The organism is Pseudoalteromonas sp. ECSMB14103, assembly GCF_000813065.1.
Classification (GTDB): Bacteria; Pseudomonadota; Gammaproteobacteria; order Enterobacterales; family Alteromonadaceae; genus Pseudoalteromonas; species Pseudoalteromonas marina.
In genome coordinates, this window is record NZ_JWGY01000002.1 from 144,542 (window position 1) to 161,339 (window position 16,798).

Annotated in this window: 16 protein-coding genes; 12 read left to right on the forward strand and 4 right to left on the reverse strand. The window is 38.9% G+C overall.

The window, feature by feature from the left end:
• Positions 1 to 69: 69 nt before the first annotated feature.
• Complete coding sequence (locus RF53_RS05690; RefSeq protein ID WP_039036894.1) at positions 70 to 447, forward strand: hypothetical protein; 378 nt, start codon at positions 70 to 72, stop codon at positions 445 to 447.
• Here the strand turns inward: RF53_RS05690 and fghA are convergent.
• Both fghA and RF53_RS05700 read right to left on the reverse strand, forming a co-directional pair.
• Positions 401 to 1,243, reverse strand: a complete 843-nt coding sequence (gene fghA, locus RF53_RS05695; protein ID WP_039036895.1) for an S-formylglutathione hydrolase — start codon at positions 1,241 to 1,243, stop codon at positions 401 to 403. The two genes, RF53_RS05690 and fghA, sit on opposite strands and share 47 nt — an antisense overlap.
• Positions 1,244 to 1,311: 68 nt before the next feature.
• Positions 1,312 to 2,433 carry an S-(hydroxymethyl)glutathione dehydrogenase/class III alcohol dehydrogenase gene (locus RF53_RS05700; protein ID WP_039036896.1) on the reverse strand — a complete coding sequence of 374 codons (1,122 nt, stop codon included), beginning with the start codon at positions 2,431 to 2,433 and terminating at the stop codon, positions 1,312 to 1,314.
• A gap of 131 nt (positions 2,434 to 2,564) precedes the next feature.
• Here RF53_RS05700 and RF53_RS05705 point away from each other — a divergent pair, with 131 nt between their 5' ends.
• The 6 genes from RF53_RS05705 to RF53_RS05730 all read left to right on the forward strand — a co-directional run bounded on the left by RF53_RS05705 (position 2,565) and on the right by RF53_RS05730 (position 8,596).
• A complete protein-coding gene (locus tag RF53_RS05705) occupies positions 2,565 to 3,437 on the forward strand; it encodes a LysR family transcriptional regulator (RefSeq protein ID WP_200888041.1) in 873 nt (290 codons plus the stop codon).
• A 137-nt stretch (positions 3,438 to 3,574) separates the two neighbouring features.
• Positions 3,575 to 4,792 carry a lipoprotein-releasing ABC transporter permease subunit gene (locus tag RF53_RS05710; protein WP_039036898.1) on the forward strand — a complete coding sequence of 406 codons (1,218 nt, stop codon included), beginning with the start codon at positions 3,575 to 3,577 and terminating at the stop codon, positions 4,790 to 4,792.
• On the forward strand, positions 4,785 to 5,483 hold the full coding sequence (gene lolD / locus RF53_RS05715; RefSeq protein WP_006794753.1) for a lipoprotein-releasing ABC transporter ATP-binding protein LolD: 699 nt from the start codon (positions 4,785 to 4,787) through the stop codon (positions 5,481 to 5,483). The genes RF53_RS05710 and lolD overlap by 8 nt, the downstream gene beginning before the upstream one ends.
• Positions 5,473 to 6,717: a lipoprotein-releasing ABC transporter permease subunit gene (locus RF53_RS05720; protein WP_039036899.1), complete on the forward strand. Its 1,245-nt coding sequence runs from the start codon at positions 5,473 to 5,475 to the stop codon at positions 6,715 to 6,717. Before lolD ends, RF53_RS05720 begins: the two co-directional genes overlap by 11 nt.
• A 106-nt stretch (positions 6,718 to 6,823) precedes the next feature.
• Positions 6,824 to 7,285, forward strand: a complete 462-nt coding sequence (locus RF53_RS05725; RefSeq protein ID WP_039036900.1) for a DUF1456 family protein — start codon at positions 6,824 to 6,826, stop codon at positions 7,283 to 7,285.
• A gap of 228 nt (positions 7,286 to 7,513) precedes the next feature.
• On the forward strand, positions 7,514 to 8,596 hold the full coding sequence (locus RF53_RS05730; RefSeq protein ID WP_039036901.1) for a GGDEF domain-containing protein: 1,083 nt from the start codon (positions 7,514 to 7,516) through the stop codon (positions 8,594 to 8,596).
• Positions 8,597 to 8,640: 44 nt separating this feature from the next.
• On the opposite strand, the gene RF53_RS05735 is transcribed toward RF53_RS05730, so the two are convergent.
• Positions 8,641 to 10,374: an AMP-binding protein gene (locus tag RF53_RS05735; RefSeq protein ID WP_039036902.1), complete on the reverse strand. Its 1,734-nt coding sequence runs from the start codon at positions 10,372 to 10,374 to the stop codon at positions 8,641 to 8,643.
• Between the two features lie 185 nt (positions 10,375 to 10,559).
• Positions 10,560 to 11,006, reverse strand: a complete 447-nt coding sequence (locus RF53_RS05740; RefSeq protein ID WP_006794749.1) for a DUF3010 family protein — start codon at positions 11,004 to 11,006, stop codon at positions 10,560 to 10,562.
• 357 nt (positions 11,007 to 11,363) lie between these two features.
• Between RF53_RS05740 and thrS the strand changes: the two genes are divergently transcribed.
• The 5 genes from thrS to RF53_RS05765 all read left to right on the forward strand — a co-directional run bounded on the left by thrS (position 11,364) and on the right by RF53_RS05765 (position 16,798).
• On the forward strand, positions 11,364 to 13,274 hold the full coding sequence (gene thrS / locus RF53_RS05745) for a threonine--tRNA ligase (protein ID WP_039036903.1): 1,911 nt from the start codon (positions 11,364 to 11,366) through the stop codon (positions 13,272 to 13,274).
• Positions 13,275 to 13,333: 59 nt separating this feature from the next.
• A complete protein-coding gene (infC, locus tag RF53_RS05750; protein ID WP_006794470.1) occupies positions 13,334 to 13,894 on the forward strand; it encodes a translation initiation factor IF-3 in 561 nt (186 codons plus the stop codon).
• Between the two features lie 212 nt (positions 13,895 to 14,106).
• Positions 14,107 to 14,307 carry a 50S ribosomal protein L35 gene (rpmI, locus tag RF53_RS05755; protein WP_002960713.1) on the forward strand — a complete coding sequence of 67 codons (201 nt, stop codon included), beginning with the start codon at positions 14,107 to 14,109 and terminating at the stop codon, positions 14,305 to 14,307.
• A 15-nt stretch (positions 14,308 to 14,322) separates the two neighbouring features.
• The gene (gene rplT / locus RF53_RS05760) at positions 14,323 to 14,682 is read left to right on the forward strand and encodes a 50S ribosomal protein L20 (protein WP_002960711.1); all 360 of its coding nucleotides are present in this window, start codon (positions 14,323 to 14,325) and stop codon (positions 14,680 to 14,682) included.
• A gap of 298 nt (positions 14,683 to 14,980) precedes the next feature.
• Entirely contained in the window at positions 14,981 to 16,798 is a 1,818-nt protein-coding gene (locus RF53_RS05765) for a M14 family metallopeptidase (RefSeq protein ID WP_039036904.1), read from the forward strand.

A 16,798-nucleotide genomic window follows, 5' to 3' on the forward strand; every position in this document is an offset into this window, starting at 1 on the left:
TTTACAACTTTTTACAGTCTTAATTTTATAAACGTATAGTATAAATCCATGCTTTTAGAGGATGAAACTATGAAATTATTACTAACACTATTAATAAGTGTGTACTTAAGTGGTTGCACGGTGGCCGGAGTTTTAATAGATGGGCATGCTCAAAATAACGAAAAATTAAATCAAAATATGAATAGCAAAGCTCGTTCAGACCCTTACAAAGATCCATTTAAACCCATTCCAAAAGATAGAGAAGGGTTTTCTTTTACAAAGTTAGGTTTAAAAATTGATTCTGCATTGATCAACTTTGTCAGTTTGGAGAATGATCAACAACGCCAAGTGTGTAGGAAGGTGAGTAAAAGTTTAAAGGAGTGCGTAGAACTAAATAAGCCAGAACTACACACTAACGAGACTACGCAGTTAAAAACTGACTATGAAATAATAAGTGTTGGTCAATAAAACTACTTATAAAGAAATAACTGTGATCGTAACCTTCTTGCATTTCCAGCGTTAACGGGTAACTCTTATCGTGAGCGATAGCCACTAGGTTTTGTGGTTTAAGTTGCTCCTCTAAAAAGCCATCGGCATCACCCTGCGATACTAGCATAGGTAGGTAATCGTCCTGCTTTGCTAGTTTCATAAGCTCGCAGGTATCGTATTGTGCCCAAAGTGATTTATTGTCACCTAAATAACCAGTAAACGCTTTTGTGCCCCATGGGCAATTTATTGGGTTAACGATTGGGCTAAACGCAGAGGTACTTACATAGGCTTGTGGGTTTTTAAGAGCAACCATCAAAGCACCGTGCCCACCCATAGAATGACCACTAATAGCTTTGGTACTTGTTACCGGAAAATGCTGTTCAATAAGTGCTGGTAGCTCATCAACTACATAGTCGTACATATTAAAATGTGTATTGTAGGGTGCTTGGGTTGCATTAACATAAAAACCAGCACCTTGAGCAAAGTCATAGTTATCATCATTGGGTACGTTATCGCCACGCGGGCTTGTATCGGGTGCCACTATTGCAATACCCAGCTCAGCAGCTTTTTTAAACGCGCCCGCTTTTTGCATAAAGTTTTCGTCGGTACAGGTTAAACCCGATAGCCAATAAAGCACAGGGACTTTGTTTGTTTCACTTGCACCTGGTGGTAAAAATACCGCAAAACGCATTGTGCAATGGGTACTTGTTGCAGCGTGAGTGTATTGCTTATGCCAACCACCGGCTACTTTTGTACTTGAGATATTCTCTAACATAAAAATCCTTAAAAGCCGCAAACGTTCAAATTTTACGGCTTTTTATCAAGTCGTTTACTACGTGCTTTTTAGTAATGAATTACAGTACGAATACTTTTGCCTTCGTGCATTAAATCAAATGCATCGTTGATTTCTTCAAGGCTCATTGTATGAGTAATAAAGTCGTTTAAGGCAAATTCGCCTGCCATATAGCGCTCAACTATTTCAGGAAGTTGCGAGCGGCCTTTAACGCCACCAAATGCACTGCCACGCCATACACGGCCAGTAACAAGCTGGAAAGGACGAGTTGAAATTTCTTGGCCAGCACCGGCTACACCAATAATTACCGATTCCCCCCAGCCTTTATGGCAACATTCAAGGGCAGAGCGCATTACATCAACGTTACCAATACATTCAAATGAGTAATCAACGCCGCCGTCAGTCATTTCAACAATTACTTCTTGAATTGGCTTGTCGAAATCTTTAGGGTTTATTAAATCGGTTGCGCCAAGTTTAGTGGCAAGGTCAAATTTACTGGTGTTAATGTCTACACCAATAATACGACTCGCGCCCGCCATTTTTGCACCAATAATGGCTGATAAACCAATGCCGCCAAGGCCGAATATCGCAACTGTATCGCCTTCTTTTACTTTAGCAGTGTTAGTCACAGCACCCATACCGGTTGTAACACCACACCCTAATAAACAAATTTCTTCTAAAGAGGCTTCTTTGTTTACTTTGGCGAGTGAAATTTCTGGAAGTACTGTGTACTCAGAAAATGTAGACGTACCCATGTAGTGGTAAATTGGTTTGCCGCCTTTAAAAAAGCGTGTTGTGCCGTCTGGCATTAAGCCTTTACCTTGTGTTTCGCGTACGGCTGAACAAAGGTTAGTTTTGCCAGATGTACACATTTTACATTCGCCACATTCAGCGGTATAAAGTGGAATTACATGATCCCCCACTTCAACACTTGTTACACCTTCGCCAACGGCATAAACAACGCCTGCGCCTTCGTGGCCTAAAATAGCTGGGAATATACCTTCTGGATCTTCACCTGATAACGTAAATGCATCGGTATGACAAACACCAGTAGCAGTAATTTTCACCATTACTTCGCCTTTTTTAGGCATCATTACATCAACTTCTTCAACGCTTAAAGGTTGGTTAGGCCCCCAAGCAATCGCCGCTTTTGATTTAATAAAATCAGACATGTGTTTATCCTTAGTAGTGTTATTTAATATCAATTGTAGACCCAATTTGTTTGGGTAATAGGACTATTGTATTTGTTTCTCATATAATGATAATCTCTTATTTATTAAAACACTTTTACAGTATGGTAATAATGGCGCGTTGGGATGGGATTGACGAATTTATTGCAGTCGGTGAGGAAGGAAGCTTTACTGCTGCAGCTAGGATACTGGGCCTTTCGGTTGCCCATATTAGCCGTCATGTAACAGCCCTTGAGCAACGTTTAAATACCCAGCTTTTAACGCGTACCACACGAAAAGTTGTTCTTACCAAAGAAGGTGAGGTTTTTTTACACCAAATAAAACACTTACAACATGCAATGGACGATGCTACGCAGGGCCTTGCATCACATCAAACAACCCCTAAAGGAAAAATTAAACTAACAGCCCCGGTAATGTTCGGCGAAACCTTTATTATGCCTATTGTGCACAATTTTATGCACGATCACCCCGATGTTGAAGTTATTGCAAACCTAAGTAACGAACAAGAAGATTTACTTGAAGGCGGGTTTGATTTAGCAATCAGGTTAGGCCATTTAAAAGATTCGAGCTTAAAAGCGCGAAGGTTAAGTGATCGGCGCTTTATTATGTGTGCATCGCCTTCTTATTTAAGGCGCTTTGGTGAGCCACATACCTTAGGTGAGCTACATAACCACCAGTGTTTAGTAGGGAATAGTAGTTATTGGCGTGTAAACGAAAATGAGCGTGAAAAACACATTAAAATTGCTGGCAGATTACATTGCAACAGTGGTTGGGCACTTGTTGATGGCGCTAAAAAAGGCTTAGGTATTGTGCAACTTCCTGATTACTACATAGATAATGAGCTTAATAGTGGTGAGTTAGTGCCTATTTTAACGTCTTACCAACCCAAGCAAGAAGGTGTGTGGGGGGTTTATCCACCACGTCAGTTTGTAGCTACCAATGTACGTGTATTACTCGACTATTTAGTTGCTGGCCTTAAAGAATAAATTGCTATAAGTGAATTGCTGAAAAATCAGCCAAGTATCAGATTTATAAATTATTTCTTACATTTATGGTCATATTCAATTCATCTTAGTTCGTGCTACTATAGCCACACACTTTTAGCATAAATGTTTTAAATTATATGTTTCAACCGGTTAGCTTATTTATAGGACTTAGATACAGCCGCTCCTCAAAAGGGAATGCGTTTATATCGTTTATTTCTTTTTTTTCTATTGCCGGCATTGCTATCGGTTTAATGGCTTTATTTACCGTAAGCAGTGTAATGAATGGTTTTGAGCATAGCTTAAAAACTAATATGCTTGGCCTTATTCCGCACATTGAGGTTAAATCTGATCAGCACACCCCAGAGCAAATAACGAGTTTAAAGGCAGATCTCACTAAATCTTCATATGTGAAACATGTTAATTTGTATCGCCAAGGCGAAGCTATTTTGCAAACCAATAAAGATCTTCACGGTGTATTACTGCAAGGTTTATATGACAATAACGGTGCGTTATACAAAGTTACTGAGAAAATAGTACAAGGCAATTGGCAAACAGTACTTAATAGTAATTATAACATTGCTATAAGCCGCTATTTGAGTCGGAAGTTAGGTGTTAGTTTAGGTGATAAACTTCGTGTGATCATGCCAAATGCATCTACTTATACTCCTTTGGGGCGTGTGCCTAGCCAGCGTTTATTTAAAGTTGCAGCAATATACGAAACGGGCTCTGAAATAGACATGGCACTCGCTTTCACAAGTGGGCCATCGCTTCAGCGTGTTTTAAAGTTAAATAAAAATGTTGCCCCAAATTTAAGTGTGTCACTTTTTGAACCCTTTGAATTGGACCAATTTACGGACGCAAGCCAACTTATATTAAAAGGTTACAACTATTCAGATTGGCGAAGCAGCCAAGGCACGTTATTTGCCGCAGTAGCAATGGAAAAGCGGATCATGTCCATGTTACTTGCACTTATTGTGCTGGTGGCTGTGTTTAATATTGTATCTGCCTTAACAATGATGGTGAGTGAAAAACAAGGGGAAGTTGCGATACTTCAAACACTTGGGCTTACACCATCGCAGGTGCAAAAAGTATTTATGGTTCAAGGTCTTTACAATGGCGTTATTGGAACATTAATTGGCGCTTTTTTTGGGGTGCTACTGAGTTTATACATAAATGAGCTTCTTGAATTAGTTGGCCTGAGTCTACTTGCTGGCATTGAACTACCTGTGAAATTTGATGTGCTTAGTTTAGTAATAATTGCGTTTGCCAGTATTGCTATGAGCTTTTTAGCTACCTTATATCCTGCGCGCAAAGCCGCAAAAGTAAAACCAGCAGAGGTGTTGCGTTATGAATAATTTAGTAATTAGTTGTGAAAATTTAAGCAAAGTATACCAAGATGGCAACAACCAAGTTGAAGTGCTAAAAGGCGTAGATTTAGCGCTACAGCAAGGTGAAATGCTCGCTATTGTAGGTAGTTCTGGTTCTGGTAAAAGTACGCTTTTGCATATACTCGGAACGCTTGATACTGCCACTGCAGGTATTGCTAAAATTAAAAATCAAGAAGTTGCTAAGTTATCTCGTACTGAACAAGCGGCTTTTAGAAACCAAAATTTAGGTTTTATTTATCAGTTTCACCATTTATTGATGGAGTTTAGTGCTGTAGAAAATGTAGCAATGCCTTTGTTAATAAAAGGCTTAACGGCAAAAGAAGCAAAAGTACAGGCGCTCGACATGCTTGAAAAAGTGGGCCTTGCACATCGAAGTGATCATAAACCTTCTGCACTTTCAGGAGGAGAACGTCAACGTGTTGCTATTGCCCGTGCTTTGGTTACTAAACCTGCGTTGGTTCTTGCTGATGAGCCAACAGGTAATTTAGACAAGCAAAATGCGATTAAAATTTATGATTTAATAAATGAGCTAAACCAGAGTTTAAACACGAGCTTTGTAGTGGTAACTCATGATTTAGAGCTTGCTGATAAACTAGGTAAAATAGCTTACTTAGATGACGGTAAACTATCGGTAAAAGAGTCACAATATGTTGCTTAGTGCATTTTTAAGTAAACGTTTTAGAGCATACTCAGGTCATAAAGACGAAAAAAACGGGTTTGTTAGTTTTATAGCTAAAGCGTCTACTATAGGTATTTTATTGGGGGTCGCTGTTTTAATTGTTGCCCTTTCAGTAATTAATGGCTTTGAACAACAATTAGTCCATCGTTTACTAAGCGTAGTACCTCAGGTTGAATATGTTGCACCAAGCAGACCTATTGCTAATTGGCAGCTAAAAGTAGCTAATATAGAAAGTCAGCCGCATGTAACGGGAGCAGCCCCATTTATCGCGGTTAATGGTATGGCGCAGTATAAAAGCCAATTAAAAGCGGTCGAAATACGCGGTGTTAGCCCTTCTTATGAGGGCAATGTTTCTGCAGTTAACCAGTTTGGAACAGGTAAATTAGTGAGCCAATTATCCTCTGAAGAGGTTATTTTAGGCCAACAAATAGTAAAGCAACTTGACGCAAAAGTGGGCGACACTATTACTTTGCTAATTCCTCAGGTTGGGCAAGCAGGTGGTCAGTTATTAGCACCTAAACGCGTTACCCTGAGCCTTGCAGGTGTTATTGAAATGGGCGGCCCAATTGATAGTACGGCTGCTTATATACATTTGAGCAAAGCGCAGCAAACACTTGGCTACGACGAAACCCAAGTTACAGGTTTAAGGTTAAGTGTTGATGATGTGTTTTCAGCGCATCAAATAGCGCTTAATGTAGGGCAAACCATTAGCGATTATGTCTATATTTCTAGTTGGTTTAGAACACAAGGTAGCTTATATCAAGATATACAAATGGTTCGTACCATTGTTTATATTGTTGTGTTTTTAATTATTGCTGTTGCGAGTTTTAATATTGTGTCTTCTCTTGTCATGGAAGTGCGTGAAAAAGAAGGCAATATCGCAATTTTAAAAACAATGGGCGCTAAAGACAGCACTATTTTAGCAACCTTTGTAATGCAGGGATTAACGCAAGCGTTTGTGGGGGTCTTACTTGGCTCGTTCATAGGTGTTGTATTAGCACTAAACATAAGTGAATTATTTGCTTGGCTGAGCCAGCTAATGGGTGCTAATCCGCTTGAAGGGGTTTATTTTATAGAATTTTTACCTAGTAAGCTTGTGCTCGAAGACATCGGCATTACAGTAATTGCAACATTCGTACTTGCTATTTTTGCGACTATTTATCCCGCATGGCAGGCTACGCGAGTCGATCCGGCAAAGGTGCTGGGTAATTAACCTTACTAAAACAATAGGGACGGGTTTGTAAAGCTGCTAAACTACGCGCTCAATTAATAGTGGGCGCTATTGCTTATCTATTTAAAACCTTACTCAGGAAATCACTTTGACAAATAACGATATTTTACGCCGTCTTCGCTATACCTTTAATTTAACAGATACTGCCATGGTTGGCATTTTTGCTGCGGCAGAGGCTACAGTAACAACAGAGCAAGTCATTGCGTGGTTAGCAAAAGAGGGCGAGCAAGAGTTTGTTAAAATTTCAGACACTGAGTTTGCAACCTTTTTGAACGGGTTTATTAATACCAAACGAGGTAAACGCGAGGGTGTACAGCCAATACCAGAGAGTAAGCTCAATAATAATATTATCTTTATGAAGTTACGCATTGCTTTAAACATGAAGGCTGAAGATGTAATAGCCACGCTTGCATTGGTTGATTTTGATTTAAGCAAACACGAATTAAGTGCGTTTTCTCGTAAAGTAGACAACAAGCATTACCGAGTGTGTAACGATCAAATACTGCGTTTATTCTTAACAGGCGTTCAGCAGCAATACCGCCCTGAGTAATTACTAATAAATATTTTGTCCAAAAACGTTGTAATAACCAACGTTTTTTAGACAGTCATCTTTAAGTGTTTACTAAGATTGTAATTAATCTAACTTAGCGATAATATTTAAAGGCTAACTTTTCTAGACCAATTTAAATGGCTTAAAAAGCAACCATCACATAAATACAAAAATAGCGGCTTTTAAGCACATTATTTCAAGCCAACGAAAGTATAAAAGGAATTTAAAATGCAATTAATACCCGCAACATTTTATTTTCCGCCTGACAAAGAAAAAGATTTTCAGTATCAACTTAATAAAAGCACCGTTCACTTTGCTAATATAGCCTTGTATTTAGCTGCTTTATTTTTAACGATTTTGGTTATTCTTTCGTGGTTGAATGATGAACAATCTATATCCTCTGTTATTAATATTCTTAGGCTTTCGATGGTTTGTTTGTCGTTTGTATTGGTTTATGTAAACAATAAATTAAAGGCAAAATACTTACATTATCGTTGCTTTGCTTATGGCATTTTATTTTGTGTTTTATTTGGGTATTTATTTTGGTCCTTTGTTGGGTTGTATGGTTATTTAAACGAGGGAGGGCCTATGCTTGTAGTGGCTTCCTTTTCTGCAATACCCATGCTTCATTTAGGCCATAAACTTATTTTATGGACAATTACGGGGCTAAGCCTTTTAAGTGTTCATTTGTTTTCATCCACGCCAATAATATGGAGTCTTTACTTTTACATTAGTATCGTAATTGTGATGGCGTGTATTCAATATCAACTTGATATACTTTTACGTAAACAATATGAAGCAGAGCTATCAGAAACACAAAAAGCGAATATAGATCAGCTAACAGGGTTGCATAATAGACACAGTTTTGACTCAGAATGTAAACGCTTAATGAGTCAAATAAAGCCATCTCAGTCGCTAGCGCTTGCTATGGTTGATATCGATGACTTTAAAAAATATAACGATAATTACGGTCATTTAGATGGCGATAACATACTCATTGATGTTGCGAGCCGATTAAAAAAACTCCAGGCAGATATCGTTGTTAGATTTGGCGGCGAAGAGTTCATTTTAGTTAAAATTTTAGATCAAAATAATGTAAACTGGCTTGATGATTTACCCAATCGTTTTGCTACAGATACGATAAGTCACGAATACTCAACATTTAAACGTGTAACTGTTTCTGCTGGCGTTGTCGTAGCTGATTTTTCCGCCCTTTGTCCAGAAATGAAAGCATTGCTATCTGTAGCCGATAAAGCGATGTACAAAGCAAAAAATACAGGTAAAAATAAAGTAATTAAAGATTACATATAAAAATGGCCCAACATATATATTGTGTCATGCTGGGCAAGTTTATATTATGAAAATAATTTACTTGATAATACTTCTTGCATTTGTTCTCGCATTTTGAACTTTTGTAGTTTGCCTGTCACTGTCATAGGGTAACTTTCTACAAAGCGAATATACCGAGGCATTTTAAAGTAGGCTAACTTGTCTTTTAAAAATGCACGAATTGCCTGTTCATCGAGTGTTGTATCTTCTTTTGGTTGGATCCACGCACACACTTCTTCACCGTATTTTTCATCGCTGATACCAAATACAGCGGCGTCTTGTATGCCTGGATAAGTATAAAGCACCTCTTCAATTTCTCGAGGGTAAACGTTTTCTCCACCACGGATAATCATGTCTTTAATTCGTCCAACAATACTCACAAACCCTTCGCTATCCATAACACCTAAATCGCCTGAATGAAGCCAGCCGTCACTATCTATTGTGGCTTTTGTTTTTTCTTCGTCATTCCAATAGCAGCGCATTATTCCTACACCTTTGGAGCATACTTCACCGGGTAAACCTATTTTTTGAATGTTACCCAGTTCATCAATAATTTTTACCTCAGTATGTGCAAGGGCGCGGCCAACGGTTGTTACTTGGCGCTCTATTGATGAATCAGTTTCGGTTATATTATTGATTGGGCTGCATTCAGTTTGCCCATAGGCAATTAAAACCTGATGCATATTCATTTGTGTTTGAACTTTTCGCATGACTTGTTCGGGGCAAGTAGAGCCTGCCATAACGCCAGTTCTGAGTGACCTTAAGTCATATTCACTAAAGGTACTGAGCTCAAGTTGACTAATAAACATAGTGGGAACACCGTGCAATGCTGTACAGCCTTCTTGTTCAATTACATCAAGCGTTGTTTTGGCGTCAAACGAATCACTCGGATAAATGGCTGCGGCGCCTTTTGTAACGCATAACAGACTACCTAAAACCATACCAAAGCAATGATATAAAGGAACTGGAATACAAAGCTTGTCGTGCTCAGTAAAGTGCATAGAGTCGCTAACAAAAAGCGCGTTATTTAATATGTTTTTATGGGTGAGTGTAGCGCCTTTTGGGTTACCTGTTGTGCCTGAGGTAAATTGTATATTTATGTCCTGTTCGGCATTTAAATTTGCAGCAATAGCATTAAGTTCAAGCTCATGAGTTGGCGTTGCCATACGCATAATATCGGAAAACGAAAACATGCCAGCGCTTACATTATCACCAATACGAATTACATTCTTAAGATTGGGTAGAGCTTTAGCTGAAAGCTTGCCACTGTCACAATGTTTAAGTTCTGGCGCTAGACTATTTAGCATTTCTATATAGTTGCTGCCTTTAAATTGTGAAGCGGTAATGAGTGTTGAACATTCAACGCTATTTAATGCATATTGAAGTTCATTTGGCCGATAGGCTGGGTTAATGCAAACCATAATGGCACCAATCTTTGCGGTAGCGAATTGAGTTAAGCACCACTGTATATTATTAGGTGACCATATTCCGACCCGATCGCCTGGCTTAACACCGATGGCTAATAGCCCCATAGCGAGTTGATTCACTTCTTTTTGAAATTCTTTGTAGGTTAAACGAATGTTTTGATGATTGACCACTACCGCAAGCGAGTTAGGGTTTTTGTCGACAATGAAGTCGAAGTAGGCACCAATGGTTTTATTGGTTAAAGCTGTATTTTGTGAGCCTTTAAAATAGCTTTTAGGCAACGGTAATGAATTTATTACTTCTACTTCTTTAACCGTTTTATGTTGTGTGTGCATGTGTTTCTCCGTGTCGATGTGTGTGTATTACATAAACTAGGAACTAAATAAACACACATTGTCGACAAAAAGAAGGGTGGTTAGACTAATGTATTATAAGTAAAGATATAGCCAGTAAAATAGTAGCAATAAAAAACGCGCCATATTGGCGCGTTCATAATTTAAAAAACTTTAAACGTTTTAAATTACATTTCGTCACTACGATACGTTTTTTTCATTATGTATACGTAGGCGTTCACAAATGCATTTTCTTGGTACTTTTTAAGGCCTGTTTCCTCAAATGCTATTGGGATAGGGTTACGCTTAACTTGCTCTTTAATCTCTGTAGTTGAGAATACGCGAACATCAAGGTTTTCAATGAGCTGAATAGCGGTTTCCATTTTAAAGCCTTTCGCACTGCCGGCAAATTTACCTTTTGGTTGGCGTTCGCGAATGGCAACAGAGTCAATTTGGTAATCTTGCATTAGCTTTGCAAAATCAAATTGAAATTTGCGCATTATTTCAGTGTCGTTACCATTACCTAAGGTAAAACGTGTTTGACGCACATCGCGAATATCAAAAACGTCGTTATCTTTACTTAAAATACAAAGTAGTACGTCACTACCGGTAATTTCTACACCACATGTTCTCATTGCTGTTCTCTAATAAAACTTAATTATTGCGTATTATACGCAACATCGAATAAATTGCGAGAATAAGCAATAAGGTGAATTCTTACTATGCATTTCTCAAAATTGTCATCGTTTTTATTTATATTTACAAACTTACGCAAAATAACATTGATTACAGCGCCTTTAAACTTGTAATTGTTTCTCGCTCACGCGACAATATATTTTTGTAGTTGAGCAGACTCAGCATCTACATCAGCCTGTTAGGCGAAAAATAGTCAATGCTTATTCGTAAGAGTGTTGTCGAGTCATTCTCATTTAATTTTATTTAAAGTACACGTGATACATTGTAGGTGTCACCACTGTATGTAAGGATTTATAATGCCAGTTATTACCCTTCCTGACGGCAGTCAGCGTAGTTTTGAAAACCCTGTAAGTACCCTTGATGTTGCAAACGATATTGGTCCAGGCCTAGCTAAAGCAACCATTGCTGGTCGTGTTAATGGCGACCGTGTTGATGCATGTGACCTAATTAATGATGATGCACGCCTTGAGATCATCACAGCAAAAGATGAAGACGGACTTGAGATTATTCGTCACTCGTGTGCTCACTTAATAGGTCATGCGGTTAAGCAACTTTTCCCTGAAGCAAAAATGGCTATTGGTCCAACTATTGATAACGGTTTTTACTACGATATCGATATGGAACATTCTTTGTCACAAGATGACTTAGATGCCATTGAAAAGCGTATGTTGCAACTTGCAAAAACAAACTACGACGTAGTGAAAAAAACAGTAAGCTGGCAAGAAGCTCGCGATACGTTTGAAGCGCGTGGAGAAACATACAAAATGGAAATTTTGGACGAAAACATTGCAAAAGATGATCGCCCAGGATTATACCACCACGAAGAATACGTAGACATGTGTCGTGGTCCTCATGTACCTAACATGAAATTCTGCCAAAACTTCAAAATAATGAAAGTAGCAGGTGCGTACTGGCGTGGTGATTCAGAAAACAAAATGCTACAGCGTATTTACGGCACAGCGTGGGGTGATAAAAAGCAACTTAAAGCGTACCTTAAACGCTTAGAAGAGGCTGAAAAGCGTGATCATCGCCGTATTGGTAAGGCTCTAGACTTATGGCACTGGCAAGAAGAAGCGCCAGGTATGGTATTTTGGCATAACGATGGTTGGAGCATTTACCGCGAGCTTGAAGAATTTGTCCGTGAAAAACTGCGTGAGTACAGCTACGAAGAGGTTAAAGGTCCAATGATGATGGACCGCTCGCTATGGGAAAAATCTGGTCACTGGGAAAAATACTCAGACGCCATGTTCACCACAGAGTCTGAAAAGCGCGAATACGCTATTAAACCAATGAACTGCCCGGGTCACGTGCAAATTTTTAACCAAGGTTTAAAATCGTACCGTGATTTACCACTGCGTATGGCCGAGTTTGGTTGTTGTCACCGTAACGAACCATCAGGCGCTTTACACGGCTTAATGCGTGTACGTGGCTTTACACAAGATGATGCTCACGTGTTCTGTACAGAAGAGCAAGTAATGGACGAAGTTTCAGCGTGTATTAAGATGGTTTATGATACCTATGAGACATTCGGTTTTGACAAAATTGTAGTTAAGCTTTCTACGCGTCCTGAAAAACGTATCGGTGACGATGAAATTTGGGACAAAGCAGAGGTTGCATTAGCTGATGCACTTAAGGCAAACGACATTGAATTTGATTACCTACCAGGTGAAGGTGCCTTTTACGGACCTAAAATTGAATTTACTTTGTACGATTGTTTAGACAGAGCGTGGCAATGTGGTACAGTGCAACTAGATTTTGCACTTCCGGGTCGTTTAGGCGCTACTTATGTAGCAGAAAACAACGAGCGACGCACTCCAGTTATGATACACCGTGCTATTTTAGGCTCAATTGAGCGCTTTATCGGTATTTTAACTGAAGAATACGCTGGTTTATTCCCAACGTGGCTTGCTCCAAAGCAAGTGGTAATCATGAATATTACCGATAAACAAGCAGATTACGTGCACGAAATTGTACAAAAATTAAATAAACTTGGAATTAGAGCTGCTGCTGACTTGAGAAATGAGAAGATTGGCTTTAAAATCCGTGAGCATACATTAAAGCGTATACCTTACTTACTGGTTGTTGGCGACAAAGAAGTTGAACAACAAGAAGTAGCGGTTCGTACGCGAACAGGTGAAGACCTGGGTAAATTTAATGTCGATGACTTTGTAGCTAAAATAAGCGAAGAGATTAAAAATCGACAGTAAAAATCGAGCGTGTAGGGCTGTAACTAAAAGTCATCTACACGCTTATATTATTGATATTCTTGGAGGAACGTACCATTAGAGGCGGCAAGAAAGGGCAACAAACAGCTCAAAAAAATCGTATTAACGAAGAAATTACAGCTCAAGAAGTTCGTTTAATCGACATCGACGGCGAACAAGCTGGCATTCAGTCATTAAAAGACGCACAAGCTATGGCTGATGCAGCGGGTGTTGATCTTGTAGAGATTAGCCCAAACGCTGAGCCGCCTGTTTGTAAGGTTATGGACTACGGTAAGTTCATCTTTGAAAAAAGCAAAGAACTGAAAGAGCAGAAGAAGAAGCAAAAGCAAATCCAGATTAAAGAAATCAAATTCCGTCCTGGTACGGATGAAGGTGATTATCAGGTTAAGCTTCGCAACTTACGTAAGTTCTTAGAAGCTGGCGATAAAGCTAAAATTACCATCCGCTTCCGTGGCCGTGAAATGGCTCACCAAGAAATTGGCATCGAACTATTAAACCGCGTTAAAGGTGATTTAGAAGATTTAGCAGTCGTTGAGTCTTTCCCAAATCGCGTTGAAGGCCGTCAAATGGTTATGATGATGGCACCTATTGCTAAAAAGTAATTTTTAAGTAATAATGCGCACCGAATTTAGCTCAGGTCTGCAAGCAATATGCAAATATTCACCTGAGTTAACCGGTTTTAAAGTAAAGTTGCAACATTTTATGTTGGGCTTTCACCGGAACATGGCAGTAAGTTAGGCCTAAAAGTGGAGCTATAGAAATATACCTCACGCCTGCTTACTAATTTAAAGGCAATACAATTGGAGTTATTGCAATGGCTTATAAGCTAAAAAGTCACAGTGGCGCTGCTAAGCGTTTCAAAAAGACTGCTTCTGGCGGTTTCAAGCGTAAACAAGCGCATCTTCGTCATATTCTGACTAAGAAAACTTCTAAGCGTAAGTTACACCTACGTCCTAAGATGATGGTTCATAAAAATGACCATGGTCTAGTTTCACGTATGTTACCGTTCGCTTAATAGGGGTTTTTAGAAATGGCAAGAGTTAAACGCGGCGTTGTCGCACGTGCACGTCACAAAAAAGTTTTAAAACAAGCAAAAGGTTACTACGGAGCACGTTCACGTGTTTACCGCGTAGCTTTCCAGGCTGTTACTAAAGCGGGTCAATACGCTTACCGTGACCGTCGTGCGAAGAAACGTACTTTCCGTCAATTATGGATTGCACGTATCAATGCTGCTTCACGTCAAAATGGTCTGTCTTACAGCCGTTTTATCAATGGTCTTAAAAAGACTTCTGTAGAAATCGATCGTAAGATCCTTGCAGATATCGCTGTTTACGACCAAGTTGCATTCGCAGCGCTTGTAGAAAAAGCTAAAGAAGGCCTAGCCGCTTAAGCTTTTTTATAAGAACTGAAAAGGAGCCCATTGGCTCCTTTTTTTGTGCCTAAAATTTGCTTTGAAAACCCCACCACATAAAAGCTACTCTAAGTTCCCGAGTAAGATAAGCTGTTATTAATTTAAAGACCCAGCTGTATTTAATTGGATGCTAATTGTGCTGAAATACTAATAAAGCATTTTTGATCCATTATTAACTTACCTTAGGCTGTGTTTTTTGTTGAACTACCGCAGTTTTTTCGTAACGATCAGTTAAGTTGTTATAATTTGGTCATTAAAGCGTTTTTTTGAGAATAATATGTTAGCCAGCTTACTCTTTTTATCTGCAAGTATGACTTACGACAGCCATTTACCACCTTTGCTACCTTGGCAAGGACAAAGCTTATCGCTGATACAACAGGCAGGTCCTCTGACAACGGATTTTGAACTTTCAGATGGTTATATATCTCCTGACTACAAAAACACAATGGCTTTTGTAGAGCGTTTAGTTGCTGCAAACCCAACTCAATTCAAATCGCAAATAATTGGTTATAGTAATAGTAAGCGCGCTATTAAAATGGTTGTAGCGAGTGAGCAAGGTTTTTTTGATGCAGATCAGCTTGCTAATAGCACCAAGCCTACAGTGCTTGTTCAAGCGGGAATTCATGCTGGCGAGATTGACGGTAAAGACGCCATGTTTATGTTGTTACGCGATATAGCGACAGGCAAACGCAGGGATATTTTAAAGAAAGTAAATATTTTGTTTATCCCAATTTTAAACGTTGACGGACATGAAAGAAGCGGCCACTTCAACCGTATTAATCAACGCGGCCCAAGTAAAATGGGTTTTAGAACTAATGCAAATAATTTAAATTTAAACCGTGACTTTACAAAACTTGATACACCCGAAGTTAAAAGTGTTTTGAAGGTTATTAATGACTATAACCCAAATCTGTATGTTGATGTGCACGTTACTGACGGTGCAGATTATCAATACGATGTCACCTATGGGTATAACCCGGTTTTTGCGAGCGAATCACCTGCTATATCAGCTGCGCTAGACCAATACTTCAAACCTGTAATAGATGAAAAGTTAGCATCGCAAGGCCATATACCTGGACCACTTGTATTTGTTATGAATAAGCGAAACTTTAAAGAAGGGCTTGCAGGTTGGGTTGCTACACCACGGTTTTCAAATGGTTGGGGCGACTTAAAGTCTTTACCTACAATTTTAGTCGAAAACCATTCCCTGAAACCCTATAAGCAACGTGTATTAGGAACTTATGTATTTATTGATGGTGCAATTGATGCCTTATCAAATCACAGCCATGAACTAGCTAATGCAGTAAAAAAAGAACAGGCATTTGTGCCAAAAGAGCTTATTGTTCAACGAGGGTATAGTAAAACCCCTGTTGAAATTGAATTCAAAGGTATTCGTTATACCTCAAAAATGAGTACGTTATCAGGTCAAACAGAAGTTCAATATATTGGCGAGAAAGAATCATATACAAACCTCCCTGTATATTGGCAAAAAGACGTACAAAAGCGTGTTGAAGTGCCTAAGGCATTTTTTATACCACCTGTTTACACGGATTTAATTGAGAAGTTATCGCTTCATGGTGTGTCTGTGAACAAATTAGTTGGTGAAAATACACAACCATTAAAACAGGCCAAAATAGATAAGTACTCTTTTGCTAAGTCACCGTTTGAAGGACGATTTAGAGTAACGGCTAATTTTGATTATAAGCCTGCTATTAATGTAAATTTAGACGGTTGGTTTGAAGTTACAACTCAACAAAAGGCAGGAGAATTAGCTGTTCATTTGCTGCACCCGGAGGCACCGGATTCATTTTTTGCATGGGGTGAGTTTAATACTGTTTTTCAACGAACAGAATACATGGAAAACTACGCACTAATCCCGTTTGCCCGTCAAATGCTAAAAGATAATCCAAAACTTGCATTAGCATTTGATAAAAAGCTAAAAAATGATAAGTCATTCACTAATGATGCTAATGCTCGCTTAAACTGGTTGTATGAGCATAGCCCGTTTTATGACCAAGCTTATTTAAAGTATCCAATACTTATGTCGTTTGAAGAAGAAATAGCAATACCAGAACAAAAAGATAAAGAAATATAG